The organism is Hansschlegelia quercus, from assembly GCF_004310425.1.
Lineage (GTDB): Bacteria > Pseudomonadota > Alphaproteobacteria > Rhizobiales > Methylopilaceae > Methylopila > Methylopila quercus.
This window is the reverse complement of record NZ_SIUB01000002.1, coordinates 292365-319012: the sequence shown is the minus strand read 5'-3', so window position 1 is coordinate 319012 and position 26648 is coordinate 292365. Positions and strand designations below refer to the sequence as shown.

The 26648-nt window shown below is 68.1% G+C and carries 25 protein-coding genes; 11 read left to right on the top strand and 14 right to left on the bottom strand.

Features of this window, described 5'->3' with window-relative positions; all coding sequences use genetic code 11:
- Positions 1–97 precede the first annotated feature (97 nt).
- The 3 genes from EYR15_RS05525 (at position 98) to EYR15_RS05515 (ending at position 3736) form a co-directional block, all read left to right on the top strand.
- Positions 98–2044, top strand: a complete 1947-nt coding sequence (locus tag EYR15_RS05525; RefSeq protein WP_131001895.1) for an ABCB family ABC transporter ATP-binding protein/permease — start codon at positions 98–100, stop codon at positions 2042–2044.
- A gap of 160 nt (positions 2045–2204) precedes the next feature.
- Entirely contained in the window at positions 2205–2912 is a 708-nt protein-coding gene (locus EYR15_RS05520; RefSeq protein WP_131001893.1) for a phosphatidylserine decarboxylase, read from the top strand.
- Positions 2912–3736, top strand: coding sequence for a CDP-alcohol phosphatidyltransferase family protein (locus tag EYR15_RS05515; protein ID WP_131001892.1), 825 nt, complete (start codon positions 2912–2914; stop codon positions 3734–3736). Before EYR15_RS05520 ends, EYR15_RS05515 begins: the two co-directional genes overlap by 1 nt.
- On the opposite strand, the gene EYR15_RS05510 is transcribed toward EYR15_RS05515, so the two are convergent.
- Positions 3737–3946, bottom strand: coding sequence for a hypothetical protein (locus EYR15_RS05510; RefSeq protein WP_131001891.1), 210 nt, complete (start codon positions 3944–3946; stop codon positions 3737–3739).
- A gap of 158 nt (positions 3947–4104) precedes the next feature.
- On the opposite strand from EYR15_RS05510, the gene EYR15_RS05505 reads away from it, so the two are divergent.
- Together EYR15_RS05505 and EYR15_RS05500 are read left to right on the top strand one after the other, a co-directional pair.
- A complete protein-coding gene (locus EYR15_RS05505) occupies positions 4105–5352 on the top strand; it encodes a lytic murein transglycosylase (protein WP_245498164.1) in 1248 nt (415 codons plus the stop codon).
- A gap of 119 nt (positions 5353–5471) precedes the next feature.
- Positions 5472–6455 (top strand): Bug family tripartite tricarboxylate transporter substrate binding protein, encoded by a 984-nt coding sequence (locus tag EYR15_RS05500; RefSeq protein WP_131001890.1) that lies wholly within the window; start codon positions 5472–5474, stop codon positions 6453–6455.
- Positions 6456–6523: 68 nt separating this feature from the next.
- On the opposite strand, the gene EYR15_RS05495 is transcribed toward EYR15_RS05500, so the two are convergent.
- Entirely contained in the window at positions 6524–6901 is a 378-nt protein-coding gene (locus EYR15_RS05495) for a hypothetical protein (RefSeq protein ID WP_131001889.1), read from the bottom strand.
- Positions 6902–6999: 98 nt separating this feature from the next.
- Between EYR15_RS05495 and EYR15_RS05490 the strand changes: the two genes are divergently transcribed.
- The 4 genes from EYR15_RS05490 to cobJ all read left to right on the top strand — a co-directional run bounded on the left by EYR15_RS05490 (position 7000) and on the right by cobJ (position 11307).
- Positions 7000–8211: a hypothetical protein gene (locus EYR15_RS05490; protein ID WP_131001888.1), complete on the top strand. Its 1212-nt coding sequence runs from the start codon at positions 7000–7002 to the stop codon at positions 8209–8211.
- Between the two features lie 86 nt (positions 8212–8297).
- On the top strand, positions 8298–8921 hold the full coding sequence (locus EYR15_RS05485) for a precorrin-8X methylmutase (RefSeq protein WP_131001887.1): 624 nt from the start codon (positions 8298–8300) through the stop codon (positions 8919–8921).
- Positions 8918–9643 carry a precorrin-2 C(20)-methyltransferase gene (locus tag EYR15_RS05480; protein ID WP_131001886.1) on the top strand — a complete coding sequence of 242 codons (726 nt, stop codon included), beginning with the start codon at positions 8918–8920 and terminating at the stop codon, positions 9641–9643. The genes EYR15_RS05485 and EYR15_RS05480 overlap by 4 nt, the downstream gene beginning before the upstream one ends.
- Complete coding sequence (cobJ, locus tag EYR15_RS05475) at positions 9640–11307, top strand: precorrin-3B C(17)-methyltransferase (RefSeq protein WP_131001885.1); 1668 nt, start codon at positions 9640–9642, stop codon at positions 11305–11307. Before EYR15_RS05480 ends, cobJ begins: the two co-directional genes overlap by 4 nt.
- Positions 11308–11316: 9 nt before the next feature.
- Here cobJ and ntrC read toward each other — a convergent pair whose 3' ends face one another.
- Genes ntrC through dusB form a run of 3 tightly spaced genes read right to left on the bottom strand, consistent with a single transcriptional unit; the run spans position 11317 to position 14913 of the window.
- Positions 11317–12756 carry a nitrogen regulation protein NR(I) gene (gene ntrC / locus EYR15_RS05470; RefSeq protein ID WP_131001884.1) on the bottom strand — a complete coding sequence of 480 codons (1440 nt, stop codon included), beginning with the start codon at positions 12754–12756 and terminating at the stop codon, positions 11317–11319.
- A 7-nt stretch (positions 12757–12763) separates the two neighbouring features.
- Positions 12764–13888 (bottom strand): two-component system sensor histidine kinase NtrB, encoded by a 1125-nt coding sequence (locus tag EYR15_RS05465; protein WP_131001883.1) that lies wholly within the window; start codon positions 13886–13888, stop codon positions 12764–12766.
- On the bottom strand, positions 13885–14913 hold the full coding sequence (gene dusB / locus EYR15_RS05460) for a tRNA dihydrouridine synthase DusB (protein WP_131001882.1): 1029 nt from the start codon (positions 14911–14913) through the stop codon (positions 13885–13887). Before dusB ends, EYR15_RS05465 begins: the two co-directional genes overlap by 4 nt.
- 132 nt (positions 14914–15045) lie before the next feature.
- On the opposite strand from dusB, the gene EYR15_RS05455 reads away from it, so the two are divergent.
- Positions 15046–16266, top strand: a complete 1221-nt coding sequence (locus EYR15_RS05455; protein ID WP_131001881.1) for a bifunctional 2-C-methyl-D-erythritol 4-phosphate cytidylyltransferase/2-C-methyl-D-erythritol 2,4-cyclodiphosphate synthase — start codon at positions 15046–15048, stop codon at positions 16264–16266.
- Entirely contained in the window at positions 16263–16766 is a 504-nt protein-coding gene (locus EYR15_RS05450) for a CinA family protein (RefSeq protein WP_131001880.1), read from the top strand. Before EYR15_RS05455 ends, EYR15_RS05450 begins: the two co-directional genes overlap by 4 nt.
- On the opposite strand, the gene nusB is transcribed toward EYR15_RS05450, so the two are convergent.
- The 9 genes from nusB to EYR15_RS05405 form a co-directional block, all read right to left on the bottom strand.
- On the bottom strand, positions 16763–17227 hold the full coding sequence (gene nusB, locus EYR15_RS05445) for a transcription antitermination factor NusB (RefSeq protein WP_131001879.1): 465 nt from the start codon (positions 17225–17227) through the stop codon (positions 16763–16765). The two genes, EYR15_RS05450 and nusB, sit on opposite strands and share 4 nt — an antisense overlap.
- Before the next feature lie 3 nt (positions 17228–17230).
- The gene (gene ribH / locus EYR15_RS05440; RefSeq protein ID WP_131001878.1) at positions 17231–17713 is read right to left on the bottom strand and encodes a 6,7-dimethyl-8-ribityllumazine synthase; all 483 of its coding nucleotides are present in this window, start codon (positions 17711–17713) and stop codon (positions 17231–17233) included.
- A gap of 29 nt (positions 17714–17742) precedes the next feature.
- Positions 17743–18357, bottom strand: coding sequence for a riboflavin synthase (locus tag EYR15_RS05435; RefSeq protein WP_131001877.1), 615 nt, complete (start codon positions 18355–18357; stop codon positions 17743–17745).
- 39 nt (positions 18358–18396) lie between these two features.
- On the bottom strand, positions 18397–19467 hold the full coding sequence (gene ribD, locus EYR15_RS05430) for a bifunctional diaminohydroxyphosphoribosylaminopyrimidine deaminase/5-amino-6-(5-phosphoribosylamino)uracil reductase RibD (RefSeq protein ID WP_131001876.1): 1071 nt from the start codon (positions 19465–19467) through the stop codon (positions 18397–18399).
- A gap of 47 nt (positions 19468–19514) precedes the next feature.
- Positions 19515–19997, bottom strand: a complete 483-nt coding sequence (gene nrdR / locus EYR15_RS05425; protein ID WP_131001875.1) for a transcriptional regulator NrdR — start codon at positions 19995–19997, stop codon at positions 19515–19517.
- A 31-nt stretch (positions 19998–20028) separates the two neighbouring features.
- Positions 20029–21330 (bottom strand): serine hydroxymethyltransferase, encoded by a 1302-nt coding sequence (glyA, locus tag EYR15_RS05420; protein ID WP_131002420.1) that lies wholly within the window; start codon positions 21328–21330, stop codon positions 20029–20031.
- Between the two features lie 158 nt (positions 21331–21488).
- Positions 21489–21692, bottom strand: coding sequence for a DUF6898 family protein (locus EYR15_RS05415; RefSeq protein WP_131001874.1), 204 nt, complete (start codon positions 21690–21692; stop codon positions 21489–21491).
- A complete protein-coding gene (locus tag EYR15_RS05410; protein WP_245498162.1) occupies positions 21689–22954 on the bottom strand; it encodes a L,D-transpeptidase family protein in 1266 nt (421 codons plus the stop codon). Before EYR15_RS05410 ends, EYR15_RS05415 begins: the two co-directional genes overlap by 4 nt.
- Before the next feature lie 207 nt (positions 22955–23161).
- Positions 23162–26620 (bottom strand): AsmA-like C-terminal region-containing protein, encoded by a 3459-nt coding sequence (locus EYR15_RS05405; RefSeq protein WP_131001873.1) that lies wholly within the window; start codon positions 26618–26620, stop codon positions 23162–23164.
- Positions 26621–26648: the final 28 nt, after the last annotated feature.

Genomic DNA, 26648 nt, shown 5'->3' with positions numbered 1-26648 from the left:
GAAGCACGCAGAACGTCATCGTCGAGCTTGTCCCTGGGCGCCTGCGGCCTTACCTCCGGCTCCGCATGACTTTTAAATCCTTCCAGATCGCATCGACATGGTGAGGCGCCGGCGTCGCGAGACGCTTCCGGGCGAGGTCACGGCCGAGGGTTTCGCCTTCTTCGCCACGATGCGGCGGCTTCAGCCCTACATGTGGCCGGGCGAGCGGGCCGACCTGAAGCGGCGCATCGCGATCGCGATCGTGCTGCTGATCGCGACAAAGCTCGTCACCGTCATCGTCCCCTACGGCTTCAAATACGCCACCGACGGGTTGACGCTGATCGCGAAGGGCCAGCCTGCGCCGTCGGGCGGCACGTGGACCGCCATGATGCTCGCCGCGCCGGCGGCGATGGTGCTCGCCTATGGCGTCGGGCGCATCCTGATGGTGGCGCTCGCCCAGACGCGTGACGGCGTCACGGCGCCGGTCGTCCTACATGCCGTCCGCCGGCTGTCGCTGATCGTCTTCCGCCACATGCACCGCCTGAGCCTGCGCTTTCATCTGGAGCGGCGGACCGGCGCGATGAGCCGGATCGTCGACCGCGGCAAGCTCGCGATCGAAACGCTCACCCGCACGGCGCTGCTCACCGTCTTCCCGACGGTCCTAGAGCTCCTGCTCGTCCTCGGCGTGCTCGCCTGGCAGTTTGACTGGCGCTACTCCGCCGTCGTGTGCGGCATGGTCGTGCTCTATCTCGCCTTCACCTATCTCGCGACCGAGCGGCGCATCGGCTTCCGCCGCGTGCTGAACGAGAACGACACCGACGCAAGCTCGAAGGCCATCGACAGCCTGCTGAACTACGAGACCGTCAAATATTTCGGCAATGAGGCGCGCGAGGCGGAACGCTACGACCGCTCCATGGCGGGCTACGAGAAGGCTGCGGTCCGGTCCTACACCTCGCTCGCCTGGCTGAACGCAGGGCAGGCGCTGATCTTCTCCGGCGGCCTCACGATCTGCATGGCGATGGCGATCGCGGACATCCGGGCCGGCCGCAATACGATTGGCGACTTCGTGCTGATCAACGCCATGATGGTGCAGCTTTACGTCCCGCTGAACTTCATGGGCTTCGTCTATCGCGAGATCAAACTCGCGGTCGCCGATCTTGAAGCGATGTTCACGCTGCTGGAAAAAGACCCGGAGATCGAGGACAGGCCGGGCGCCAAACCGCTTGTCGTGTCCGGCGGGACCATCCGGTTCGAGAACGTCTCGTTCCACTACGATCCCGACCGCCAGATCCTGAAGGACGTCAGCTTCGAAGCGCCGGCGGGCAAGACGATCGCGATCGTCGGACAGACCGGCGCGGGCAAATCCACCCTGTCGCGGCTGCTGTTCCGCTTCTACGACGTGCAGGGCGGCCGCATCACGATCGACGGGCAGGACATCCGCGACGTCACGCAAGGATCGCTGCGCGACGCCGTCGGCATGGTCCCGCAGGACACCGTGCTGTTCAACGACACCATCCGCTACAACATCCGCTACGGCCGCTGGGACGCGACCGACGCCGAGGTCGAGGAAGCCGCGCGGCTGGCGCAGATAGACGACTTCATCCGCGACTTGCCCGCTGGTTACGAGACGCAGGTCGGCGAGCGTGGGCTGAAGCTTTCCGGCGGCGAGAAGCAACGCGTCGCGATCGCCCGGACGATCCTCAAGGGGCCGCCTTTGCTGATCCTCGACGAGGCGACCTCGGCGCTCGACAGCGCGACCGAGAAAGACATCCAGGACGCCCTCGCCCGTGTGTCCGTGGGACGCACGACGCTCGTCATCGCGCATCGGCTCTCGACGATCGTGGCGGCCGACGAAATCCTAGTGATGGATGCCGGCCGCATCGCGGAACGGGGAACGCATGAGGCGCTGATCGCCGCGAACGGGCTCTATGCCGGGCTCTGGGCGCGCCAGAGGCGCGCCGACGAGGTCCGGGAAGAACTTGCCCGCGTCGTCGACGAGGACGAGGGCCCGGCGAGATCGCTTATCGCCCGCGACGACGATCTCGTCATCCCGGCCGAAGCGTAGCGAAGAGCCGGGATCGTCCTCAGGAGACGCTCAGTTCTGCGCGCGATCCCAGCTCAACGCTTCGCGTTGTCCGGGTGACGTCAACGCTACGATTGCGACGCCGCTTGGTCCCCGAAGCCGTCCCCGCTATGAACAGGCGCCTGACAGGGAAAACAACAAAATGGCGCTCAACGACGTCCTCGTCTCCGCAAAGAACGCGATGGTCCCGATCCATCGCGAGGGCCGGCCCTTCATCGCGATCTTCGCGATCGTCGCCTTCATCCTGTTCCTGATCTGGCAACCGCTCGGCTGGATCGGCGTCGGGCTGACGATCTGGTGCGCGCTGTTCTTCCGCGACCCCGACCGCGTGACTCCGGTTCGGGAGGGGCTGGTCGTCTCGGGGGCGGACGGCGTCGTCTGCGACGTCAAGCGTGCCGTGCCGCCGCCCGAACTCGGGCTGGGCGCCACGCCCCTGCCCCGCGTCGCCGTGTTCATGAACGTGTTCGACGTGCATGTGAATCGGGCCCCCGTGGGCGGCTCCGTCCGCCGAGTCGCCTATACCGCGGGCAAGTTCCTCAACGCCGACATGGACAAAGCGAGCGAGGACAACGAGCGCAACGGGCTGGTCATCGACAGCCTTCGCGGCCCCGTTGGCGTGGTGCAGATCGCAGGGCTCGTCGCCCGGCGCATCGTCTGTTTCGTACGCGAGCAGGACGGCCTCGCCGCGGGCCAGCGCTTCGGGCTCATTCGCTTCGGGAGCCGCGTCGATCACTACCTTCCCGAAGGCGCAGCGATCCTGGTCGGTGTCGGACAGCGCGCCACGGCCGGCGAGACGGTGATTGCGGAGCTTTCCGCCACCAGCGACGGCCGCACGTTCCGGGCCGGCTGATGAGCGACAAGCCCCTCCTTGAAGGCCCCCTTCGCCGCAGCCGGCTGAAGCGCGTGCCGCTGCGCCTGCTGCTGCCGAACCTCGTGACGTTGCTCGCGCTCTGCGCCGGCCTCACGGCCGTGCGCATGGCGATCGAAGGTCGACTTGAGATGGCGGTCTATCTCGTCGTGCTGGCGGCGGTGCTCGACGGCGTCGACGGCCGGCTGGCGCGCCTGCTCAAGGGCTCGTCGCGCTTCGGCGCCGAGCTGGACAGCCTCGTCGACTTCTTCAACTTCGGCGTCGCGCCGGCGCTCATCCTCTACATCTGGGGCCTGAACGAGCTCGGCCATATCGGCTGGATCGGCTCGCTCGTGCTTGCGATCGGCGCAGCGCTCAGGCTTGCGCGCTTCAACGTGGCGCTCGACGATCCGCTGAAGCCAGCATGGGCGGGCGCCTTCTTCACCGGCGTTCCGGCGCCGGCTGGCGCGCTCGCCTCGCTGCTGCCGATCTATCTCGGTTTTCTCGGCTTTCCGCGCGCCCCCGTCGGCGAGCCGGTCGTGCTCGTCTACGTGATCCTGATCGCGCTGCTGATGGTGAGCCCGCTCGCGACATGGTCCGGCAAGCAGCTCGGCGCTCGCGTCAATCGGCAGTGGATCGCGCCTTTCCTGATCGGCGCGGCGCTCTTCGTGACGCTGCTGATCAGTTACCCATGGGCTGTGCTGACGCTGCTGGTGCTCAGCTATCTCGGCACGATTCCATTCGCCTTCCTGCACCACCGCCGGCTGATCGCGCGCGACGCGGAGAGCCGCCCCGCCCCTTCAGGCGAGACGCTCGATATCGGCTGATCAGGCGGCGAGACCGCAAGCGGCGACCCGGACGCTGAGCGGCATATCCGGATAGGCGTTGCGGAGAAGCCGGAGCGCTTCGGCCGGCGTCTGCGGGTGCGTGCGTGCGAGGAAAGCCTGCATGTCGCCGATCGCGCGCAGGCGCTCGGGAGAAGGCGCGGTCGCGGGCCGGAGCCGGTCGACGTTTGGTGCGAATGCGGCGGACGCCATTTTCAGGATCCTCTGCGGCGGGTGATCTGTCGATCATGCCAACAAGTCGTTAACGCGCCGTTAACTCTTTCGGCCGATTTCGCATCGAGCGTTCATCGTCCATCAGGCAACGGACGCCTTCGGAGGATTGCATGAGTCGCCGATTCCAAGAACAAAGCATGACGGCCCTGGCCGCCATGCTGGCGATCGCTGCGCTCATCCTTGGCGCGACCGCGGAGATGGCGTCCGCGCAGGACGTCGACAAGGTCCGCGTCGAAGGGCAGTTCCAATCTTGGCTGAGAGGCGCCGTAGCGCCGCTCGCGAGCAAAGCGGGTGTTTCGCAGGCCACCTTTGATGCGGCGACCCGCGGACTGGCTCTGGATTGGTCGCTGCCGGACCTGGCGCCGCCCGGCGCGCCGCCGCTGGCAGGCCCGCAGCGGCAGCCGGAGTTCGCCGATCCCGCTCGCTATGTCGCGGAGCCGAACTTCGCCGCCCTAACCAAGGAGGGCCAGGCCGAACTCGCACGCTGGTCAAAGAGCCTCGACGCGGTCGAGCGGCGCTTCGGGGTGCCGCGCGAGATCGTCGTCGCTATCTGGGGCCGTGAATCCCGCTATGGCCGCGCGAAGATTCCCTATGTCGCGATCCGGGCGCTCGCGACCGAGGCCTTCATGGGCGCGCGCAAGGCTCAGTTCATGCCCGAGCTCGTCGCAGCGCTGAAGATCCTGGATGGCGACCACATCGCGCTCGACGCGATGAAAAGCTCCTGGGCGGGCGCGATGGGGCAGCCCCAGTTCCTGCCGTCGAAATATCTCGAGAACGCCGTCGACATGGACGGAGACGGGCGGCGCGACATCTGGAATTCAGTCCCGGATACGCTCGGCTCGATCGCCAACTACCTCAGACGCCACGGTTGGACTCCCGGGCGCGACTGGGGCGTCGAAGCGGCGTTGCCGGCCTCCGTCCCCTGCACGCTCGAAGGCCCCGACCACAGCCGCACCGGCGCCGAGTGGAAGGCCGCCGGCGCGAGACCGATTGGCGGGGGCGCGCTGCCGAAGGTGGACGCGGCCTCGCTTCACCTGATGGCGCCCGCCGGCCGCACCGGGCCGACTTTTCTCGTTTCCGACAACTTCTACGTGCTGAAGGAATACAACGAGTCCGACCTCTATGCCCTTTTCGTCGGCCATCTAGCGGACCGGCTTCGCGGCGGCGGCCCGATCGTCGGAACATGGACCACGCCGAAGGGCGTCGCGCGGAGCGAGATCGCGGCCATGCAGCGCCGCTTCGAAGCCAAGGGCGTCGATGTCGGCACGGCGGATGGCCTCATCGGCTTTCGGACCCGCGTCGCCATCGGTCGTTGGGAGGCTGCGCAGGGCCGCGCGCCGACCTGCTTCCCGGACCCCGGCGACGTCGGAAAAATCGCGCGATGACAGCGGCATGAAGCGAAGGGTCGAACCGTTTCGACGGGTCGACCGTCGGTCTACGGCATGCCAAGCTCGCCTTTGCTAGAAGCCGCCACGAAGGCGGCCAGCGAAGGAGGAGACGTTCGATGTTCAGGATCTTGAGGTCAGTGGCGGCGCTCGCTGGAGCGGGCGCGATCGCCGCGGCGTCACTCGCCGGACCGGCAGCTGCGGCGGATTATCCGACCCGGCCGATCACGATGATCGTACCCTTCGCGCCGGGCGGCTCGACTGATCTCGTCGCGCGGCTTGTCGCGGCCAAGATGGGCGACGCGCTGAAGCAGCAGGTGATCGTCGAGAACCGTGGCGGCGCCGGCGGAAATCTGGGCGCGACCGCCGCGGCCAAGGCCGATCCCGACGGCTACACCATCCTCATGGCGACTGTCGCGACCCACGCGCTCAATCCCGCGCTCTACAAGAAGCTGCCTTACGACGCCGAGAAGGACTTCGCGCCGATCTCGCTGCTCGTGAACGTGCCGAACGTGCTGACGGTGAATCCGAACTTCCCGGCCAAGACGGTTCAGGAACTGATCGACCTCGCCAAAAAGGATCCCGGCAAATACGCCTACGCCTCCTCCGGCAACGGCTCGCCGCTGCACCTGTCAGGCGAACTGTTCAAGAAGCTCGCGGGCGTCGACCTCATCCACATCCCGTACAAGGGTTCGGGTCCGGCGCTGGTCGACGTGATCGCGGGACAGGTGCCCATTCAGTTCGACAACCTCCCCTCCTCCGTCGAACACATCAAGGCGGGTCGGCTGCGGGCGCTCGGCGTGACCACAAAGGACCGGGTGGCGAGCCTGCCGGACGTGCCCGCGATCGGCGAGACGTTGAAGGGCTACGAGACTTATTCCTGGAACGCGCTGTTCGCACCAGCAGGCACGCCGCCCGAAATCATCGCCAAGCTGCACGACGCCGGCGTCTCGGCGGTCAATGATCCGACCGTGAAGGCGAAGCTCGCAGAATCGAGCGCGGTGGTCGTCGGCTCGACGCCCGAAGAGCTGGCGGCTCACGTGAAAAGCGAACTCGCCAAATGGGCCCCCATCGTCAAGGACTCGGGCGCACAGATCGACTGAACCGAGCGGATAACAAAAAGGGCGACGCCTTCTGGCGCCGCCCTTTTTCGTTTTCGATCGACCTTCGCTTAGAACCAGCCGCCGCGCGGCTTTTCGTACCAGCGCCGGTTTTCTTCCTGCGAAGCGTAGATGATGGCGGCGATGACGCCGACGCCGAGCGCGACGCCGAGAAGCGTCAGTCCCGGATTCTGACGCGCGATACCGGAGGCGCGGCGGCCGTAATAAACGGCATGGTCACCGGCGCTCTGTACCGCCTCAAGGCCGTCCCCATAGAGACTGCCTGCGGAGCTGCTGACCGACTTGGCGGCGGCGCTCGCTCTACGTTTTGCCTGTCTGGTCGAGGAGCCTGCGACTTCGGCGACGCGATCGCTAAGATCGGCGACGGCCGAACGAAGGTCGGCGAGCTGGCCGGCGCGGTCCTTCATCAGGCTCTTGTCCATAGTCATGCACCCTCCGTCGCTTTGAGCGGCCGAAGCCGCGATCGGGTTGACAACGTTCGGAGAAGGTTGAGGTTCCCCTGGAAGAGAGGGAGCTGGACGAGGCGATGGCGGACTGCCCTGGGGTGGCGCATCTCGCGGCGATGGCGGACGGCGGCCTCGCCCGCATTCGCGCGCCCGGCGGCGCGCTCACGGCGAACGCTGCGCGCGCCATAGCCGACGCCGCGTCCGAACTCGGCTCGGGGATCATTGATCTCACCAACCGCGCCAATCTGCAGATTCGCGGCCTCCCGCTCGACGCCGGCCCGGCGCTTGCCGCGCGATTGGCGGCGGCTGGCGCCGCCATGGACGGTCCTGCGGACCGGCGGCGCAACATCCTGCTCGATCCTTTGTCCGGGCTCGACCCCGCAGAAATCCACGACTGCCGTCCGCTCGGGACCGCTCTCGATGGGGCGATGTCTCGGGCGCCGTGGATTGGCGCTCTCTCACCAAAGTTTTCCTTCGCGCTCGACGGCGGCGGCTCTTCCGGCGTCGGCGCGATCGCCTCCGATGTCGTAGCGCTTGCTGACGAAGCCGGGTTCACGATCGCCTTCGCCGGCACGGCCGTCCATGCAAGGCCAGACGTCGCCATGGACGTGCTTCTCAGGATCGCGGAGACCGCGGCGGCTCGCGGACCGGGCGTCCGCGCCGTCGATCTGCCTGTCTTGCCTCTCCTCGAAGAGCTCGCGCGACGGTTCGGCGTTCGGCCGGCCGCGGCGGTCGCACGCAGGCTCTCACCAGGCCTCGGCGCGCTCTATGGCGCAGTCGTCATTCCCGTGCCCGTCGGACGGCTAGATTCCGCCATGTTGCGTTGGCTGGCGGATGCGGCGGATCGGAATGGCTGCGGGGGACTCATCCTGGCACCATGGTCGGCCGTCGTGCTTCCGGGCGTCGCGCCCGAAGCGGCGGACCATCTGCTCTTCGCCTCTGAAACCATCGGTTTTACCCCGGTCGCCGTCGCCGGGCGCCTCACGGTGGCGGCCTGCGCGGGGGCGCCCTCTTGCGAGCGCGCGCGTGAGCCTGCGAAGGCGCTCGCCGCCGCAATCCTGGCCCTCGCGGCGCAGGATCGCTCGCTATTGCCCGACCGGCCGACCTCGCTCCACCTGTCGGCGTGCCCCAAGAGCTGCGCCTCCAGCGCCGCCGCCGACCTTCTGCTGGTCGGCGCCAGCGACGGCCAGGGCTGGGACATGCGTCGCGACGCCCGGCCACGCTCTCCGGCGCCGCCGGAACGGCGGCTGGACGCCCCCTCCCCCCGCGACATCCTCGCGCTGCTCGACTGAGGCCTTTGCCGAAGGAATGCCTTGCCTTGCGCCGGGCGCCCCTTCACAAGGCTGTCGCGAAGGGACTGGGGCCGAGCCAATTGGGCATGGACTACATCAAGGACGGGGCTGAGATTTACCGGCGCTCCTTCGCGACCATCCGCTCCGAGGCGGACCTCTCCTCGCTGCCCGCCGACGTCGCGGGAATCGTGGTGCGGATGATCCACGCCTGCGGCATGACCGACCTTCCCTTTGATATCCGCTACGACCCTGCGGTCCTCCAGACCGCGCGCGCTGCGCTCGAAAGAGGCGCGCCGATTCTGTGCGACGCCAAGATGGTCGCCTCCGGCGTGACCCGGTCGCGGCTGCCGGCTGACAACGAGACGCTGTGCATGCTCGACGATCCGCGCACGCCGGATCTCGCGGCCGAGTTTGGGACCACCCGTTCCGCCGCGGCGGTCGAGCTGTGGCGCGATCGTCTCGAGGGCGCGGTAGTCGCCATCGGCAACGCTCCCACGACGCTGTTTCATCTGCTGGAGCGCCTTGACGCCGGCTGGCCGAAGCCTGCCGCGATCATCGGCCTGCCGGTCGGCTTCATCGGCGCGGCGGAATCCAAGGCCGAGCTCGCGGCGAATCCGCGCGGCGTCCCCTTCATCACGCTCGTCGGCCGGCGCGGCGGCAGCGCGATGACGGTCGCGGCGCTGAACGCCATAGCGAACGCGCGCGAATGAGTCCTGGTCGCCTGTCGGGCGTGGGCGTCGGCCCCGGCGATCCCGAGCTCCTGACGCTGAAGGCGCTCCGCCTCATCCAGGAGGCGGACGTCGTCGCCTATCCCTCGACCAGAGGCCGCGACGGCGTTGCGCTGTCCGCCGCGCGGCCGCACCTCCGGCCCGAGCAGGAGCTGCTGCCGCTTGTGTATCCCGTCACCGCGAGCCCGGAAGCGGACCTGCCGAGCTACCCGCAGGTGATGCGCGACTTCTACGACGAGAGCGCCGAGCAGCTCGCCGCCCATCTCGACGCCGGCCGCCATGTCTGCGTGCTCTGCGAGGGCGATCCGTTCTTCTACGGCTCCTTCATCTACTGGCACGCGCGCCTGAAGGATCGCTACGAAACCACCGTAACGCCGGGCGTCTCCTCCGTGATGGCGGGACCCGTCGCCCTCGATCGCCCGCTCTGCATGCGCAAAGAGACCGTGACGGTCATCCCCGGCACACTGCCCGCCGATGAACTGACTCGTAGGCTGACGGCCGCAGATTCCGCCGTGGTGATGAAGCTCGGCCGCACCTTTGCGAAGGTGCGCGCGGCGCTTGACGAAGCGGGCGTGCTGGACCGCGCTTATTACGTCGAGCGCGCCAGCCAGAAGGCCGAGCGGACGCTGCCGGCCGCCGAGGTCGACCCGGCCTCCGTCCCCTATTTTTCCATCGTCGTCGTGCCGAGCCGCGAGATCCCGTGAACCGGCCCGCCATCCTCGTCTTCAACGTCTCGGGGTTGCCGATCGCGCGCCGGACGGCCGAGATCGTCATTGGTGAGACCTTCGGCCTCGCGGGTCGCGTCCAAGACGTCGATACGAGCTTCGACGACGCCGGCGAACTTGTGGCCGAGCTTTTCCGCGCGGGCCGGCCGATCCTCGGGATCTGCGCGGCCGGCATCCTCATCCGGCTCATTGCGCCGCATCTCCGCGACAAGCGGGCCGAGCCGCCTGTGCTCGCCCTCAGCGACGACGGCGCGGTCGTCGTGCCCCTGCTTGGCGGCCTTACGGGCGGCGACGCCATGGCGCGCGACCTCGCCGAGAAGCTCGGCGCCAACGCTGCAATCACGGGCGCGGGCGCTCGGCGCTTCGGCCTCGTGCTTGAGACGCCACCTTCTGGCTACGCACTGGCGAACCCTGACGACGCCAAGGCCGTCACGGCCGCTCTGCTCGGCGGCGCGAAGGCCCGGATCGAGGGCGGAGCGCCATGGCTCGAGGGCTCCGGCGTGCCCTTGTCGAGTGACGGCGCGGTGGTCATCAAGGTGACTGAGACCGCCGAGGCGCCGCCCGCCGGCGGTCTGCTGTTTCACCCGAAGTCGCTGATCGCCGAATTCGATCGGCCGGATGCGTCGACGCTCGCCGTCATGGACGAGGCGTTCGGTCGCCTTGGCTTCGCGCCGGCCGCGTTGGCGCTCGCGACCGCGCCCGAGGGCGCGCCCGTGCACCACATCTTCTCCGAAACACTGATCTCGCGCGCCGTGCCGCTCCGCATCGTCGAGTCGCGGATCGAACCGGGCGAGATCGTCCACAGCGAGGCAGGATTCCGACTCCATCGTTTCCCCACGCCTGTCGCGCCAGAGCAGATCGGCCGCGCGCCAGGTCGCGTGACAGTCGTCGGTTTGGGGCCCGGCCAGCGCGGCTGGCTTGCGCCGGAGGCGGCGGCCGCGCTTGATCGCGCAAGCGACCTCGTGGGCTATGAAGGCTATCTCGCCATGGTCCCGGAGCGCGCTGGCCAGCGGCGGCACGGCTCCGACAACCGGGTCGAGCTCGAACGCGCGCAGGCCGCCCTGACGCTCGCCGGGCTTGGTCGCGAGGTGGCGGTGGTCTCATCCGGCGACGCGGGAATCTTCGGCATGGCAGCCGCCGTCATGGAGGCGATGGTCGCCGACCCTACGCGCTGGCCGAGTGTGATGGTGGAGGTGACGCCCGGGATGTCGGCGATGCAAGGCGCCGCCTCACGTCTCGGCGCGCCGCTCGGCCACGATTTCGCGGTGATCTCGCTTTCCGACCAGCTGAAGCCGTGGCCGATCATCGCCAAGCGACTGGATGGGGCGGCGGAAGCAGACTTCGCGCTTGCGCTCTACAATCCAGCTTCGCTGAGGCGCCGGCATCAGCTCGAGGACGCGCTAGCGATCCTGCGCCGTCATCGGAAGCCGGAGACGCCGGTAGCGCTCGCCTGGAACGTCGGACGGCCGGGCGAGCGGATCACGATCACGACGCTGGGCGAGCTCGACCCGGCGGCGGTCGACATGCGCACGCTGATCATGGTCGGATCATCGAAGACCCGCACCTTCGCGCGCGCCGACGGCAAGCTCTGGATGTTCACGCCGCGGGTCTACGAGACCAATGACGACGCGGCGTTCGGCTGAGGACGGACCTCAGCGCGTCAGCCGCACCACCTGAACGTCGAGATCGCGGATTTTCTTGCGCAGCGTGTTGCGGTTCACGCCAAGCAGTTCCGCCGCCTTGATCTGGTTGCCCCGCGTCGCTGCGAGCGCAGCCGAGATCAGCGGATACTCCACCTCCCTCAGCACGCGGTGATAGAGGCCGGGCGGCGGCAGGTTCTCGCCGAACTCGGCAAAATAGCTGGTGAGGTGCCGCTCCATCGAGCCGCCAAGTGTCTCGGCCGTGGAGGCGTCTTCGCCGAGCGCGTTGGTCGCGGGCTGCGACAGCTCCGCGTCGATCGTCGCCGCTCCGATCATCTCCTGCGGATAGAGCGCGGCGAGGCGACGGATCAGGTTCTCGAGCTCGCGGATATTGCCCGGCCAGCGGTAGCGCTTCAGCCGGTCAAGCGCCGCGCCATCAATTTGTTTCGCCGGCAATCCTTCTCTGAGCGCCAGCGCGAAGAAGTGGCGGACGAGGTCCGGCACGTCCTCGGCCCGCTCCCGGAGCGGCGGAAGGCGAATCGGCACCACATTGAGGCGGAAGAACAGATCTTCACGGAACAGGCCCTGCTGGATGAGCAGCCGCAGGTCCTTGTTGGTGGCGGCGACGATGCGGACGTCGGTCTTGATCGCGGTGCGGCCGCCGACGGTGGTGTATTCGCCCTGCTGAAGCACGCGCAGCAGCCGGGTCTGCGCCTCCATCGGCATATCGCCGATCTCGTCGAGGAACAGCGTGCCGCCTTCGGCCTGCTCGAACCGGCCGGACGATCGCGCCTGAGCGCCGGTGAACGCGCCTTTCTCGTGGCCGAACAGTTCGGCCTCGATCAGGTCACGCGGAATTGCGGCCATGTTGATCGCGACGAACGGACCGGCGCGGCGCTTGCCGTAATCGTGCAGCGCGCGGGCGACGAGCTCCTTGCCGGTGCCGCTCTCGCCCGAGATCATCACGGTCAAATCGGTCTGCATCAGCCGCGCGAGCACGCGGTAGATGTCCTGCATCGCGGGCGAACGGCCGACCAGCGGGATCTCGTCGGTCTCCGGCTCGTCCATGCGCTTGGCGCGACCGCGCGGCTCGGTCAGCGCGCGACCGACGATCGCGATCAGCTCCTTCAGGTCGAAGGGCTTCGGCAGATATTCGTACGCGCCTTTCTCCGACGCGCGGATGGCCGTCATGAACGTGTTCTGCGCGCTCATCACGACGACCGGCAGCTCGGGTCGCGCCTTCTTGATGCGCGGCAGCATATCGAAGGCGTTCTCGTCCGGCATCACCACGTCGGTTATCACAAGGTCGCCGTCGCCCTGGCTGACCCAGCGCCAGAGCGTCGCGGCGTTGCCCGTCGAGCGGACTTCGTAACCGGCGCGGCTCAGCGCTTGGTTGAGGACGGTTCGGATCGCGGCGTCGTCATCCGCGACGAGGATGCTGCCCTGCGGCATGGACGATTCAGCTCCTCAAGGCGCCGCCGGCCTCGCCGACGAACATGGGCATCAGCACCCGAAAGACGGTCCGGCGCGGCTGCGAGTCGCACTCGATGATACCGCCATGATTGCCGACGATCTTGGCGACCAGGGCGAGGCCAAGCCCTGACCCCGTCGGCTTGGTGGTGACGAACGGATCGAACAGATGCGGGATCAGGTCTTCGGGCACGCCGGGACCGTTGTCCCGTACGGTGAAGACCAGCGGGAGGCTGACCTTGGTGGTCGATCCCGGAACGCTCAGGCGGACGCCGGGCCGAAAGGCCGTTGAAAGGTGGATTTCGGCGTCGGGCGTGTCGCTGAGCGCCTCGGCTGCGTTCTTCACGAGGTTGAGGAAGACCTGGATAAGCTGGTCGCGGTTGGCGAGCACCGGCGGCAGCGAGGGGTCGTATTCCTCGATGATGCGGATGTTGCGGCCGAAGCCAGAAAGCGCCAGCCGCTTCACATGCTCCAGAACCGCGTGGATGTTCACCGCCTCGCGCTCGATCGGCCGTTCGTCGGAGAACACCTCCATACGGTCGACGAGTTTCACGATGCGGTCGGCCTCGTCGCAGATGAGGCGCGTAAGCTGGCGGTCCTCGTCGGTCGCGGACTGCTCCAGCAGCTGCGCGGCGCCGCGGATGCCGGAAAGCGGGTTCTTAATCTCGTGCGCCAGCATGGCGGCAAGCGCGGTCACCGAGCGCGCGGCGCCGCGATGGGTGAGCTGGCGATCCATCTTGTCGGCGATCGTGCGCTCCTGCAGCACCACGATCAGCACGCCCGGCTTGTCGCCGAGCGGAGCGACATGGACGTCGACGATCCGCTCGCCGCCATTGCGGGGCGTGCCGAGGTCGACGCGGTATTCGTTGACGGGCGCGTTGCGCTCCCGCGCTTGGTCGATCAGCGCGATCAGCGGCGAGCCGAAGGGCGCGAACTCGCGGATGTGATGCCGGCGCAGCACGATCGCGCTCGCTTCGAAGAACGCCTCCGCCGCGACGTTGACGTCGACGATGCGGCCATCCTCGGCCACGCAGATCACGGGGTGCGGCAGCGCGTTCAGCACTGCCTCGGGAGCGCCCGCGCCGGAGCGCGGCTTGGCCGCTGCGACGCTCAAGCGGCGGCCCTCCAGGCGAGCGTGGAATAGGCGCGGTCGAGCGCGGAAAGCGCCGCCTCAGGCGTCGTGGCGGTCATCGCGTCTGCCTTCAGGTCGCGCGGCGCGTCCTCGCCCACGGTCTCCGCGGCGGCGTCGATATACCAGCCGAGATGCTTGCGCGCGTGGCGTACGCCGACGTCGCGTCCGTAGAGCGTGAGGATGCCGTCATAGTGTTCGATCGCAAGCGCCTGCTGCGTCGCAAGAGATGGCTCGGCAGGACGCACGCCCGTCTTCAGGAAGGCTGCGACGGCGCCGGGGAACCACGGCTTTCCCTGCGCGCCGCGACCGATCATCACGGCGTCGGCGCTGGACGCGGCCAGCATCGCCGTCGCATCGTCAAGCGCCACCAGATCGCCGTTCGCGACCACCGGGATCGACACCGCATCCTTGACCGCGGCGATCGCCGACCAATCCGCCTTGCCCTCGTAGAACTGCGAACGCGTGCGGCCGTGGACGGTGACCATCGCGGCGCCCTCCGCCTCGGCTCGTTGAGCGAGCTCAGGCGCGACGATGCTGCTATCGTCCCAGCCGAGCCGCATCTTGACCGTGACCGGCGCATCCACCGCAGCGACGGTCGCTGCGATCAAACGAACTGCGAGGTCGAGCTCCTTCAACAAGGCCGAGCCGCCGTGGCCGCCAACGACCTTCTTGGCGGGACAGCCCATATTGATGTCGACAATCGCGGCGCCTGCGCCGACTGCGACCCGGGCGGCTTCAGCCATCCACTGGGGATCGCGGCCTGCCAACTGCACCACGTGGATGTCGAGCCCCGAGCCTTCCGCCCGCAACCGAGCCTCGTCGTCGGCGCGCGCAAGTTCGGCGGACGCGACCATCTCGGAGACGACCATGCCGGCGCCGGTCCGCGCCGCGATCCGCCGGAAGGCGAGGTCTGTTACGCCGGACATCGGCGCAAGCAGAACCGAATTCTCCGGCCGAACACGACCGATGAGAAGCTGGGAACTTATTGCTGGTTTACTGGTGCTCATAAATTAGTCGCGCCATCCTGTGCCCACAGATTAGCCAGTTTGGCCTTTAGTTCAACAGCGAAACGCGATTATGAGACATCGTGTCTCTGCTCGGCTAGAACCGCTCCGGAAATCTGCTGAAAGCGTAGGCTCATGGAAGCATCTTCGGAGCGCCCGCCGCGGGTCGCAGCCCTGATCTGCGCTGCGGGCGCCGGCATTCGCGCGCGCGGCGATCAGCCGAAGCAATTCCGCGATCTCGGTGGCGAGGCGATGCTGGCGGCATCCGCTCGCGCTTTCCTCGAGCATCCTCGCATTGACCAGGTCGCCATCGTCATCGGCGCAGGGCACGAGGCCCTCTATCACGCGGCCGTCTCTGCCCACCCGAAGCTTCTTCCGCCCGCGACCGGCGGCGCGACGCGACAGGCCTCCGTCAGCGCTGGCCTGGCCGCTCTCGAAGGCTCAGCTGCCGAGATCGTCCTCGTGCACGACGCCGCCCGACCGTTCACGTCTTCCGGCCTGATCGACCGGGCGATCGAAGCGGCCGCGGCGTCGGGCGCCGCTGTCCCCGCCACGGATGTCACCGACACGATCTGCGTCGCGATCGAGGGTGATTGGCGAGGCGAAACCCTGGACCGTTCGCGATTGCGCGCGCTGCAGACCCCCCAGGCCTTCCGCTACGCCGACCTCGTCGCCGCGCATGCGCGCGCAGCGCGCGAAGGCCGAGAGGGCTTCACGGACGACGGCGCCCTGTTCGCCTGGGCGGGAGGTCGCGTCGCGCTGTTCGAGGGCGAAGGGCGCAATCTGAAGCTCACCACGCCCGACCAGTTCGACGACGAGGCGCTGAGGCGCGCCGGCCGCGCGTTCCTGGCGCTTGGCGACGTCCGCACCGGCTCGGGCTTCGACGTGCACGCCTTTGGGCCCGGCGACCACGTCATCCTCGGCGGCGTCGTGATCCCGCACCCATTCGGTCTCGCCGGCCACTCCGACGCGGACGTGGCGCTCCACGCGCTCACCGATGCGGTGCTCGGGGCGCTCGGCGACGGCGACATTGGCGCCCACTTCCCGCCGTCCGACATGAAGTGGAAGGGTGCGGAGTCCGGTCAGTTCCTTGCCGAGGCCTGCCGGCTGGTGCGCGCGGCGGGCGGCGTTATCGCGCATCTCGATCTCACGATCATCGGCGAGGCGCCGAAGATCGGACCCCATCGCGAGCGGATGCGCGCGCGGATCGCGGAGATCGCGGGGGTGCCCGTGAGCCGCGTCGGCGTGAAGGCGACGACGACGGAGCGGCTCGGCTTTGCCGGTCGGCGCGAAGGATTGGCGGCGATGGCCTCCGCCACCATCCGCCTGCCGTTCACCGAAGGCTTCGACCGATGACCCGTTCGGTCGCGAGCCTTGCGGACGAGGCGCTGCGGTTGGCGCGCGGCTTGGGAGTCATGATCGTCACCGCCGAATCCTGCACCGGCGGACTCGTCGCAGGCGCGCTGACGGAGGTTCCCGGCTCGTCCGACGCGTTCGACCGCGGCTTCGTCACCTATTCCAACGCGGCGAAGACGGCGATGCTCGGCGTTCCGGAAGCAATGCTGAAGGTCCACGGCGCCGTCAGCGCGGGAGTCGCCTGCGCCATGGCCGAAGGCGCGCTCGCCGCTTCGGGCGCGGGCCTTACGGTCGCCATCACGGGGGTCGCGGGGCCCGGCGGCGGGTCCATGGCGAAGCCCGTGGGTCTCGTGCATTTCGCCGCCGCACGCGCGGGAAGGCCTACGCTTCACCAAGCGCGGCGCTTCGGCGACGTCGGACGCGGCGAGGTGCGCCGCCTGTCGGTTATCGCGGCGCTGGAGTTGCTCTGCGAGGCGGCGGGAAAGACGGAGGCGGGCTAGCCCTGCTTCTCGAAATCCGGCGCGCGCACCTCGCGGGCGATCGCGTCGAGCACGGCGTTGACCATGCCCGCCTCGTCGCGCTCGAAGAAGGCGTGCGCGATGTCGACATACTCGGTGATGACCACCTTCACCGGCACGTCCCGGCGCTTGCCGAGTTCGAACGCTCCCGCGCGAAGGATGGCGCGCATGATCGCCTCGACGCGCTTCAGCGGCCAGCCGGCCTGGAGCGTCCGGTCGATCAGCGGATCGAGCGCCCGCTGCTCCTTCAGCACGCCCTTGACGAGATCGCGGAAAAACGCCGCCTCGGCCGGCTTGTACTCGTCGCCGTCGACGACCTTGCCCAGCCAGTGCGACTCGAATTGCGCCAACGTGTCCGGCAGCGGACTGCCGGCGATATCCATCTGGTAGAGCGCCTGCACCGCTGCGAGCCTAGCGGCGGAGCGCTGTTCGCCCTTGGCCATGGCTCAGCCCTCCCCGCGGCGTTTCAGCCGCAGCACAGCAAGCGCCGCTTCCGCCGCGCCGCCGCCCTTGTTCATCTCGGCGACACGGGCGCGGGCGAAGGCCTGCGCATCGTTCTCGACGGTCAGGATACCGTTGCCGAGCGCGAGCTTACGGGCGACGGAGAGCTCCATCAACGCGCGCGCGCTTTCGTTCGAGACGATCTCGTAATGCGTGGTCTCTCCACGAACGACGCAGCCGAGCGCCACCGCGGCGTCATAGGGCTCGCCCTTTTCCGCAGCCGCATCGAGCAGGATCGCGATGGTCGCGGGGATCTCCAACGCGCCGGGAACGGTGACGACGTCGTAGGTGGCGCCGGCGGCATCGAGATGACCGGTCGCCCCGGCGAGCAGTTCGTCGGCGATCGCGTCGTAGTAACGCGCTTCGACCACGAGCACGCGCGCCCGCGTGGGCTCGACGACGCCTGCGCGCCGCTGCGGTTCAGCCATGGAAAACAGCCTCGATCGATTGGGACGGCTCAGTACCGAACCGCGGAGGCCTCGGCAAGGCGCGCGACGTAGCGAGCCATCATGTCGACTTCGAGGTTGACGCGGTCGCCGGCCTTCCGGTCGCCCCAGGCGGTCTCCGAAAGCGTGTGCGGAATGAGATGAACCGAGAAGCGCGTGGCGTCGACCGTGTTCACCGTGAGCGACGTCCCGTCGAGGCAGATCGAGCCTTTCACCGCGATGAAACGTGCAAGCAGCTCGGGCGCCTCGAAGGTGAAGCGGACGGTGTCGCCGAAGTCCTCCCGCGCCACAATCTTGGCGACGCCGTCGACATGGCCGAGCACGAGATGCCCGCCGAGTTCGTCGCCCATCTTCAGCGCCCGCTCCAGGTTCAGCCGCGATCCGGCGCGCCAGCCGCCCGCGGTCGTGAGCGACAGCGTCTCCGGCCCGACCTCGACGGAGAACACGCTGCCCTCCCCGCGCTGCTCGACCGCCACCACGGTGAGGCATACCCCGTCGCAAGCGATTGACGCGCCAAGGTCGATGCCTTGTGGGACGAAGCGAGAGGCTATCGACAGCCGCAGGATTTCAGCGCGCGGTTCGATGGCGACGATCTCGCCGATATCCGTGACGATGCCGGTGAACATGAAGAGATCTGCCTGAAGGTGTGCGTGGTTTGTGGCGCCTCAGCCGCGCTCGTACTCCGCCCAGTCGTCCGCGCCAAGCTGCGTCCGGGCGACGAGCGCGAAACGCGACAGAGCTTGATCAAGCCCTAGGCCTTCCACCGCCGGCACCGCGTCCAGCCCGAGCGCGGTCGGCGCGGTCGCGATCGCCGCGGCGTCCACGAGATCGGCGTTCAGCAGCGCGGCCGCAAGCGTCGGGCCGCCCTCGACCATCAATCGCGTCACGCCGCGCGCGCCCAAGAGATGAAGCGTCTCGCTGACGGACGGGCGGCCATTCTCGAGGGGAACCCGCATGACTTCTGCACCGGCGGCGCGCAGCGCCCTCTCGGCGTCATCAGGGGCGTCGACGCCGCCGATGATCCAGGTTGGGGTCTCGCTGGCGGTTCGCACCAGACAACTCTCGAGCGGCGTCCGAAGCGTCGAATCCATGACGATCCGGATCGGAGAGCGATCCTCCATGCCCGGCAGCCGGCAGGTCAGCGCCGGATCGTCCGACAGCACGGTCCCGATCCCGACCATGATGGCGTCGGCCTCGGCGCGCATCAGGTGGACGCGCGCGCGGGTCTCCTCGCCCGTGATCGCGACCGGACGGCGATCGGCGCTCCCGACCTTTCCGTCAGCGGAGACCGCAAGCTTCAGCGCGACATGAGGCCGCCCGAGGGTGACGCGCGTGATGTGGCCGATTGTGAGCCGCCGCGCTTCAACGGCCCCAACGCCGAACGTTACGGCGAGGCCAGCCTCCATGAGCTGCGCCAGGCCGCGACCGCTGACGCGCGAATCGGGATCGCCTACGGCCGAGACGACGCGCGCAACGCCAGCGGCGATCACGGCGTGCGCGCAAGGCGGCGTGCGGCCATGGTGGCTACAGGGTTCGAGCGTGACGTAGAGCGTGGCGCCGCGAGCAGCCTCGCCAGCGCGAGCCAACGCGTGGACTTCTGCATGCGGACGGCCGCCGACGTCCGTCCAGCCGCGGCCGACGGCGTAACCTTCAGGCGAAACAAGGATCGCGCCGACGGAGGGGTTGGGGGCGGTTCGGCCAAGACCGCGGCGGCCAAGCGCAATGGCCTGTGTCATCCAGCGTTCGTCGACCGCCGAAGACGTCTCGGCCAATTTCTGTTGGATCACGGCAGCTGGCCGGAGAGCGGCGCATCGCCCTCGCCCGCAAGCTCGCCGAGCAGCGTCTCGAAGTCTTTCGCCTCGCGGAAGTTCTTGTAGACGGAGGCGAAGCGCACATAGGCGACGTCGTCGAGGCTCTTGAGCCCCTCCATGACGAGGCCGCCGATCGTTGCGGCCGTCACCTCGGCGTCGCCCGAGCTCTCGAGCTGGCGAACGATGCCGGACACCATGGTCTCGATCCGCTCCGGATCCACCGGGCGTTTGCGCAGCGCGATGGTGACCGAGCGATGCAGCTTGTCGCGGTCGAACGGAACGCGGCGGCCGGACCGCTTCGCCACCACGAGCTCGCGCAATTGCACGCGCTCGAAGGTGGTGAAGCGTTGGCTGCAGGCGCCGCAGACCCGCCTTCTGCGGATCGCGGCGCCGTCTTCGGTGGGGCGGGAGTCCTTGACCTGGCTGTCAGGCGCGCCGCAGTGCGGACACCGCATTCAGGCTGCTCCTACCCTCTTTCTGGACTGGTCAGTCAGCGTAAAGCGGGAACCGCTCGACCAGCGCCGAAACCTGCTTGCGGACCTTGGCCTCGACCTCGGCGTCCTCTTCCACGCCCTTCTCGGAGAGCACGTCGAGAACGGTTGCAATCAGGTCGCCGACCTCCTGGAACTCAGCGACGCCGAAGCCGCGGGTGGTGCCGGCGGGCGTGCCGAGACGAATGCCCGAAGTGACCATCGGCTTCTCCGGATCGTAGGGGATGCCGTTCTTGTTGCAGGTTATGTGCGCACGGCCGAGCGCGATCTCGGAGACCTTGCCCGTCAGCTTCTTGGGACGCAGGTCGACCAGCATCAGATGCGTGTCGGTGCCGCCCGAGACGATGTCGAAGCCGTGGCCCTTGAGGTTTTCAGCAAGCGCCTTCGCGTTGGCGATGACGTTCTTGATGTAGACCTTGAAGTCAGGCTTCAACGCCTCGCCGAACGCCACCGCCTTGGCGGCGATGACATGCATCAGCGGGCCGCCTTGAAGGCCGGGGAACACCGCCGAGTTGAACTTCTTGGCGAGCGCCTCGTCGTTTGTCAGGATCATGCCGCCGCGCGGACCGCGAAGCGTCTTGTGCGTCGTGGTCGTGGCGACGTGGCAATGGTCGAGCGGATTGGGGTGCGCGCCGCCGGCGACGAGACCGGCGAAGTGCGCCATGTCGACCATGAAATACGCGCCGATCTCGTCCGCGATCTTGCGGAACGCGGCGAAGTCGATCTGGCGCGGATAGGCCGAGCCGCCGGCGATGATCACCTTGGGCTTGTGCTCGCGGGCGAGCTTGGCGACCTCGTCCATGTCGATCCGCTGGTCTTCCTTGCGGACATTGTAGTTCACGGCGTTGAACCACTTGCCCGAAAGCGCGGCCTTGGCGCCATGGGTCAGATGGCCGCCGGCCGCGAGATCGAGGCCGAGGAAGGTGTCGCCCGGCTGCATGAGCGCGAAGAACACCGCGGTGTTCGCCTGCGCGCCCGAATGGGGCTGAACGTTCGCGAACTGGCAGTTGAAGAGCTTCTTCGCCCGATCGATCGCGAGTTGCTCCGCGACGTCGACGAACTGGCAGCCGCCGTAGTAGCGGCGGCCAGGGTAACCCTCGGCGTACTTGTTCGTGAGCACTGAGCCCTGCGCCTCAAGCACCGCACGGGAGACGATGTTCTCCGAAGCGATCAGCTCGATCTCGTCGCGCTGGCGGCCGAGTTCGGACTTCACGGCGTCGGCGAGCTCCGGATCGATCTCAGCGAGGCTCGCCTGGAAAAAGCGGCTTTCGGCCGCCTGCGCATTGGCGTCGCTCATGGACATATCAGCTCTCCTCCTGCCGCGCGCGCGGCTCGGGCGCCGAGGCGCCCTCCGAACTTTGAGGGTCCTCCGTACCATAGGTCACGAAGCCGAGAAAAGCGCGCGGGGCGTCTCGCCTTCCCCATTCTGAAATTTTAGCTAGATGCGAGGTCGCGTCACAGCCTGGAGAGGCGCATCCGCAGCTTGCGCAACGCAACCGCCTTGAGTTGCGCGTCGCCGCCCCGAGGCGGCCCGACCACCACAACCTCAACGCCGGTCGCGACGTCGATCGCCGCGCAACGCGCGGAATTCCCGCGCGTCACGATTTCGAACAGCACCTCGCCAGCGACCGCGGTCTCCCGCCGGTCGGGCTGCCTCACTGGCCGGCGGCGGCGGCGCCCGCCATGGCGAGCTCGCCCGTGCCGTCGCGGCCGTAGATGTCCTCGCGGAACTGCACAGTGCCGTCGGCCGCGCCCCAGCCGGAGATGTAGCGCCAGTAGACCGGAACATTAGGGGTCACCTGGATATCGACCCGGTTGCCCGTCTTGATCGCGGCGTCGAGCGAGCGGCGGTCCCAGTTCGGTTGGTTCTTGAGGAGCCAGGTGCACAGCTCCTTGACGTTCTGGATGCGCATGCAGCCCGACGAATGGAACCTAGCGTTCTCGCCGAACAGGTTCTTCGACGGCGTGTCGTGCATATAGACGCCGTCCTTGTTCTGCATGTTGATGCGCACTGAACCCATCGAGTTATCCTCGCCGGGATCCTGCTTGTACATGTAGGCGGTGGCTTCGTCGGTCTGCCAGTTCACCTGCTCTGGCGCGATCTCGACTCCGCTGCGATCGATGATCTTGATGTTCTTCTTCGTGAGGTACTGCGGGTCCTTCTGCATCTGCGGGATCAGATCCTTCTTCACGATGGAAGCGGGAACCGTCCAGAACGGATTCAGATTGACCTGAAGGATCTTGGCGGTGACGTCCGGCGACATGCGGTCGACCTTGCCGACCACGGCCGTGTAGCGCGCCGCGACGGTATTGCCCTCGACAGCCTCGACCTCGGCCGCCGGGATGTTCGCCATCACGTAACGCTCGCCGAGATTGCCCGTGGTCATGGTGCGCAGGCGCACGAGATTGGTCTGGAGCTGACGCAGGCGCGTCTCCGCGGGGATGTTGAGCGAGCTCATCGTGTCGTCGCCGACCACGCCGACCGGGATCAGCCCGTGACGCGCCTGAAAGCGGCGCACGCCGCCTTCGACGTAGCTGTCGAAGGTCGTCGATACCGGCAGGTTCGGATCGAGGTCGCCCGTCGCCATCAGGCGCTGACGAAGCGCGACGACCCGCTCGCCGGAGGAGCCCAGCTTCAGGCGCGGGCCGGTGGGCACCTGGCTCCAGCCGCCGCGGGTGACAAGGCTGTTATAAGCCTCGATCGCCTGCTCGGTGGATTGCAGGGTGGTTTCGCTGAACAACGGCGTGCGGGAGCCAGAGGTTCGGGTGGCCACAGCCCCGGCCGAGGCGTCGAAACGGTCGTTCCATTCCGCCTGCTGAGCGAGGGTCTGCCCGCCGAACGCGAGCGACGCCGCAGCGCCCGCGCCGAGCATGAGCGCTTCGCGACGCGAAGCCGCAAAACCGTTGAACCGATCAGTCACTGTGCAAGCTCCCGCCGCATCGCCAACGGCCGCAAGGTGACGTTTCGTGGTTAACGAACCACGACCGTCCCGCCTTTCGGGAACCCGTCGCGAATCCGCGCCAAGTCCCGGCGTTTTCCCGGCCTTTCCATGCGTTCGAAAGGCCACTGGTTTGAGGCGGAACGATGACTGAGAGGCGGCTCCGTCATCGTTCGTAAGGCCGCCGTGTCACTGCTGCGTCGAGGCGGGGGTCGATCCGCTCGTCGAGGCAGGCTGGTTCTGCCTGAACTCGAACAGTTTGCGCAGGAAGCCGGGCGCGACGGCGGACATCGGGTTCACCGTCAGCGTGGGTGCGGCCGTCGGCCCGCGCACCCGGAAGGTCACGCCGAGCAGCCCGCCATGTTCGCCGCCGCCGAGCAGCGGCCCGATCACCGGCACCCGGCTGAAGAGGTTGTTGAGCGCATAGACCGGCACGAACGTGCCCACGAGATCGACGCTGTCAGCGGCGTAGTTGACTTGACCCTCGAGCGTCGCGCCAAGCTGCGGGCCGTACACCACCGCCTCCTCGACGTCGATCTGGCCCGACGACTGTTTGAAAAGCACACGGAGCCGGTCGAATTTGGTCGCTCCCGGCCGCGTCGGTTCGCCTCTGTCCGTTCCAGTCGTCTGACGAACCCGGGTCAGCGCGTTCTCGTCGCGAACCGAGAAGTCGCGGATCCGAAGTTCGCCCGGGCCGCCGGCGAGCGACGCGGAGAGATCGAAGCTGCCACGGTCGATGCGTCCGTAGAGGTCGACGAAGCGCAACGCCGCGCCTGCATCCTGGCCCGACACCATAAGCCGGCCGCCATCGCCGATCGCGAGCCTGACCGCCCCGGAGCCCACCCGCCCGGTCCCGTCGGCGTCGGTCACCTTGCCGTCGCGAACCACGAGCTTGAGGTCGAGTCCCGCGAGAGCCTGCCCGCCATACCCGATAGCGGTTCCGAGCTTCGCGGAGACGTCGAGGTTCTTGGCCGCGTCGCCGCCCTCAGCTGGCCCGTCGCGAGCGCCCGAAGCCGCCGGCTTCTTGCGGTAGAGCTGCATCAAAGGCCTCAGATCGAGCGCGGCTCCCTGCACGGCGACCTTTGTCACGCCGCCCTTCACGCGGTCGAGCTCGATTCGGGCATCGTCTCCGGGCCCGGGCCGGTAGATCGGCATGCTCGCGGAGACCAAGTCGCCTTTGGGTCCGAAACTGATCGAGCCGCGAACGCTGCGATCACCGCTTTCGAGCACGAAGTCCCGGATCAGAGTTCTTTCCGGGCTGCGCTCGACGATGAAGCCGAGCCGGCCCGGACGGCCGACGGGCTTTACGAAGCCAGGCGCCAACCCGTCGATGCCGACTTTGGCGAGGTCGGCCTTCACGGTCATCGGCGCAGCGGGATCATCGAGATAGATTTCCGCCGAGAGCGGCACGGAGCCCTTAAGCGAACCCGGCACGTCGAAGCCCAGCCGGGTCAGATCGCTCGCCGCCGTCGTGAGGGTCACCGCGAGCTTGCGCTTCGGCGGCGCCCCCTCGCCGGACGGCTCCTCCATCAGCGCGACGCTCGCGGCGGCGCCGGCGACCGATCCCTTGCCGGTCAGCTTCGGCGGCCCGTCGTCGATCTTGAGCTGGAAGGCTCCTTTCTCGAACGAATGACCGGCGTAGAGATCAGCGATCTTCACGTCCCGCATATCGGCTGTCATGCGGACGTCCGGCGGCGGGCCCTCGTTTGCGAGGTGATCGAGTTCGAGCCCTACGCTGACGCCCGTTTCGATGCGGCCGGCGACCTTGTCGAGTGCGATCTGCGCCGGCAGCGGGTTCTTTCCGAAGGCGCCGGACGCAACGAGTTCGAGCGCCTTACGCAGCGCCCCGTCGATATTCATCGTCAGCGTCGCCGGCGGATAGCGGTGATTGAGATCGGGCACGGTGAAGCGGAGGTCTGACACGGTGAGCGATCCTTCCTCCGGTGAGCCGGGGATGACCGCTTTGCTCACCGCGACGTCCACGCGCCGGGAGGTCGCCTCGATCCTGCCGCTCGCCCCCTCAAGCCAGGGTAGCCCCGGTTTGCCGCGAAGCGTTCCGTCCGTGAACAACACCTCGAGCGAAACCGAACCTTCCGGGAACGGCTCCTTCGGCTTGAGCTTCGCGAGGGCGCCGGATTGCACGTCGATGGTGAGAGAGACGCCGTCGACGCGTCCCGAGCCGACATTTTCCACCACCCAGTTGCGAACGCCGGTGGCGAGGAAGAACGGCCACAGCCGCTTGACGGCCGACGCCGGCATCGGCGAGCCAACGAGACCGACCCGGATCGCAGGGCTGTCGCCCTCGAAGCGGATGAGCCCGGTCAGCGCGGCGCTCGCGGTCGGTCCCACAGCCTGCGCCTTGGTGATGTCGAGCACGCCGGCGGCCGGGTCGAACGTCGCCTCGACGTCGATCCGGTCGAGGCGGAGCGGCGGGTCGGAGGGCGTCTCGCCCGCAAGCAGCACGTCGCGGCCGGCGAGCATCGCGGCCCACGGTCGTCCGGGCTCCGGCGGCGCGACAAACGCTCCGGTGAATGTCACCTGCCCTCCCCGCCCTCGGATCTGGGAGGATTCGACGCGCACTGTCCGCGCTGGCGCGTCCCAGCGAAGAGCGAATTGCACGCGGTCGAGCGCGATCTCCTTGCGCGTCTCTCCGGTGTCCGCCGCGGACCCCGGCATGAAGATCTGCAGCGCTCGAGCCTCGAGCCGGCCGTCGCCCGCAAGCAGCCGGCCATCCTCGCCGATCCGCGCATTGATATGTCCGGACACGCGCCCTGCGACCGGCGGCGCGCCAGCCTTCTCTGCGAGCGGGGCGGAATAAGGCGCGAGGTCGACATTCTCGACGCCGAGATCGACGAGCCGCGATTTGTCCCCCGCCGCTGCGCTGACGGTGATCGCCGCGGTCCATCGGTCGGTCGAACGCGCGGAGGACGCAGTCAGCGCGATCGAGCCTCCCGTCCCTCGGGACAAGCGAAGATCCACGCCTTCGAGCGAGAGCGGCGCGCGCGCCCGCGGCGCGACGAGCAGCGTGGCGTCGGTCACTTCGACGTTTTCCAGCGCGCCTGCCGCGCCGTCCGCGCCGAGCAGACGGTCGAGATCGCCGATCGCGGCCAGAATTCGGTCGGGAAGGTCGGAGTTCTTGGAGGCCGCGTCGACGGTGGTGTCGAACCGCATGTCGAGCTTCGGCGCGGTGACATGGACCGACCGCACGCGGACTTCGCCTTTGAGCAGCCCGAGCCCGTCCAGCCTGAGCTCGGCCCTGGGCACGCTCGCTATCGGCGGCCCGGCGCGTCCGGCTTCAATTTTTGCGATCGCGAGATCGACCAGCCTGAGCTCCACGCCGTCCGACCCGCGATGAAGCTCAGCGTCGGCGATCTCGACCGCATAGTCTGGGCCGAGCCGCTGCTCGATTGCAGCCTTGACCCGGGGAATCACCTGGGACGCGGGAAGCGGCAGATAGAGGATAGCGAGCCAAACCGCGCCGAGAGTCGCGGCGAGCGCAAGCGCGCCGCCGAGCGCGAGCGTCGCGACGCGCCGCGCCGTCGGAGGCGCCGCCGCGGGTCTTCCATCGACCGGCCTGTGCCTCAGACGTCCAAGCCATGGGGCGGCGACGGCCCGGGACCTCGGGGACTTGTTCGCTTGCTCCGCCATTGCTTGGGGACGCGTCCTCCTTCGGCAG

Excerpts from the sequence above, each read along its gene's own strand:
- ntrC (WP_131001884.1), bottom strand. The coding sequence starts at position 12,756 with ATGCCGCAGGGCAGCATCCTCGTCGCGGATGACGACGCCGCGATCCGA.
- ribH (WP_131001878.1), bottom strand. The coding sequence starts at position 17,713 with ATGGCTGAACCGCAGCGGCGCGCAGGCGTCGTCGAGCCCACGCGGGCG.
- EYR15_RS05520 (WP_131001893.1), top strand. The coding sequence starts at position 2,205 with ATGGCGCTCAACGACGTCCTCGTCTCCGCAAAGAACGCGATGGTCCCG.
- dusB (WP_131001882.1), bottom strand. The coding sequence starts at position 14,913 with ATGAGCACCAGTAAACCAGCAATAAGTTCCCAGCTTCTCATCGGTCGT.
- EYR15_RS05505 (WP_245498164.1), top strand. The coding sequence starts at position 4,105 with ATGACGGCCCTGGCCGCCATGCTGGCGATCGCTGCGCTCATCCTTGGC.
- nusB (WP_131001879.1), bottom strand. The coding sequence starts at position 17,227 with ATGGCCAAGGGCGAACAGCGCTCCGCCGCTAGGCTCGCAGCGGTGCAG.
- EYR15_RS05435 (WP_131001877.1), bottom strand. The coding sequence starts at position 18,357 with ATGTTCACCGGCATCGTCACGGATATCGGCGAGATCGTCGCCATCGAA.
- EYR15_RS05495 (WP_131001889.1), bottom strand. The coding sequence starts at position 6,901 with ATGACTATGGACAAGAGCCTGATGAAGGACCGCGCCGGCCAGCTCGCC.
- nrdR (WP_131001875.1), bottom strand. The coding sequence starts at position 19,997 with ATGCGGTGTCCGCACTGCGGCGCGCCTGACAGCCAGGTCAAGGACTCC.
- EYR15_RS05485 (WP_131001887.1), top strand. The coding sequence starts at position 8,298 with ATGGACTACATCAAGGACGGGGCTGAGATTTACCGGCGCTCCTTCGCG.
- EYR15_RS05525 (WP_131001895.1), top strand. The coding sequence starts at position 98 with ATGGTGAGGCGCCGGCGTCGCGAGACGCTTCCGGGCGAGGTCACGGCC.
- EYR15_RS05455 (WP_131001881.1), top strand. The coding sequence starts at position 15,046 with ATGGAAGCATCTTCGGAGCGCCCGCCGCGGGTCGCAGCCCTGATCTGC.
- EYR15_RS05490 (WP_131001888.1), top strand. The coding sequence starts at position 7,000 with ATGGCGGACTGCCCTGGGGTGGCGCATCTCGCGGCGATGGCGGACGGC.
- ribD (WP_131001876.1), bottom strand. The coding sequence starts at position 19,467 with ATGACACAGGCCATTGCGCTTGGCCGCCGCGGTCTTGGCCGAACCGCC.
- EYR15_RS05405 (WP_131001873.1), bottom strand. The coding sequence starts at position 26,620 with ATGGCGGAGCAAGCGAACAAGTCCCCGAGGTCCCGGGCCGTCGCCGCC.
- glyA (WP_131002420.1), bottom strand. The coding sequence starts at position 21,330 with ATGAGCGACGCCAATGCGCAGGCGGCCGAAAGCCGCTTTTTCCAGGCG.
- EYR15_RS05450 (WP_131001880.1), top strand. The coding sequence starts at position 16,263 with ATGACCCGTTCGGTCGCGAGCCTTGCGGACGAGGCGCTGCGGTTGGCG.
- EYR15_RS05515 (WP_131001892.1), top strand. The coding sequence starts at position 2,912 with ATGAGCGACAAGCCCCTCCTTGAAGGCCCCCTTCGCCGCAGCCGGCTG.
- EYR15_RS05480 (WP_131001886.1), top strand. The coding sequence starts at position 8,918 with ATGAGTCCTGGTCGCCTGTCGGGCGTGGGCGTCGGCCCCGGCGATCCC.
- EYR15_RS05510 (WP_131001891.1), bottom strand. The coding sequence starts at position 3,946 with ATGGCGTCCGCCGCATTCGCACCAAACGTCGACCGGCTCCGGCCCGCG.
- EYR15_RS05500 (WP_131001890.1), top strand. The coding sequence starts at position 5,472 with ATGTTCAGGATCTTGAGGTCAGTGGCGGCGCTCGCTGGAGCGGGCGCG.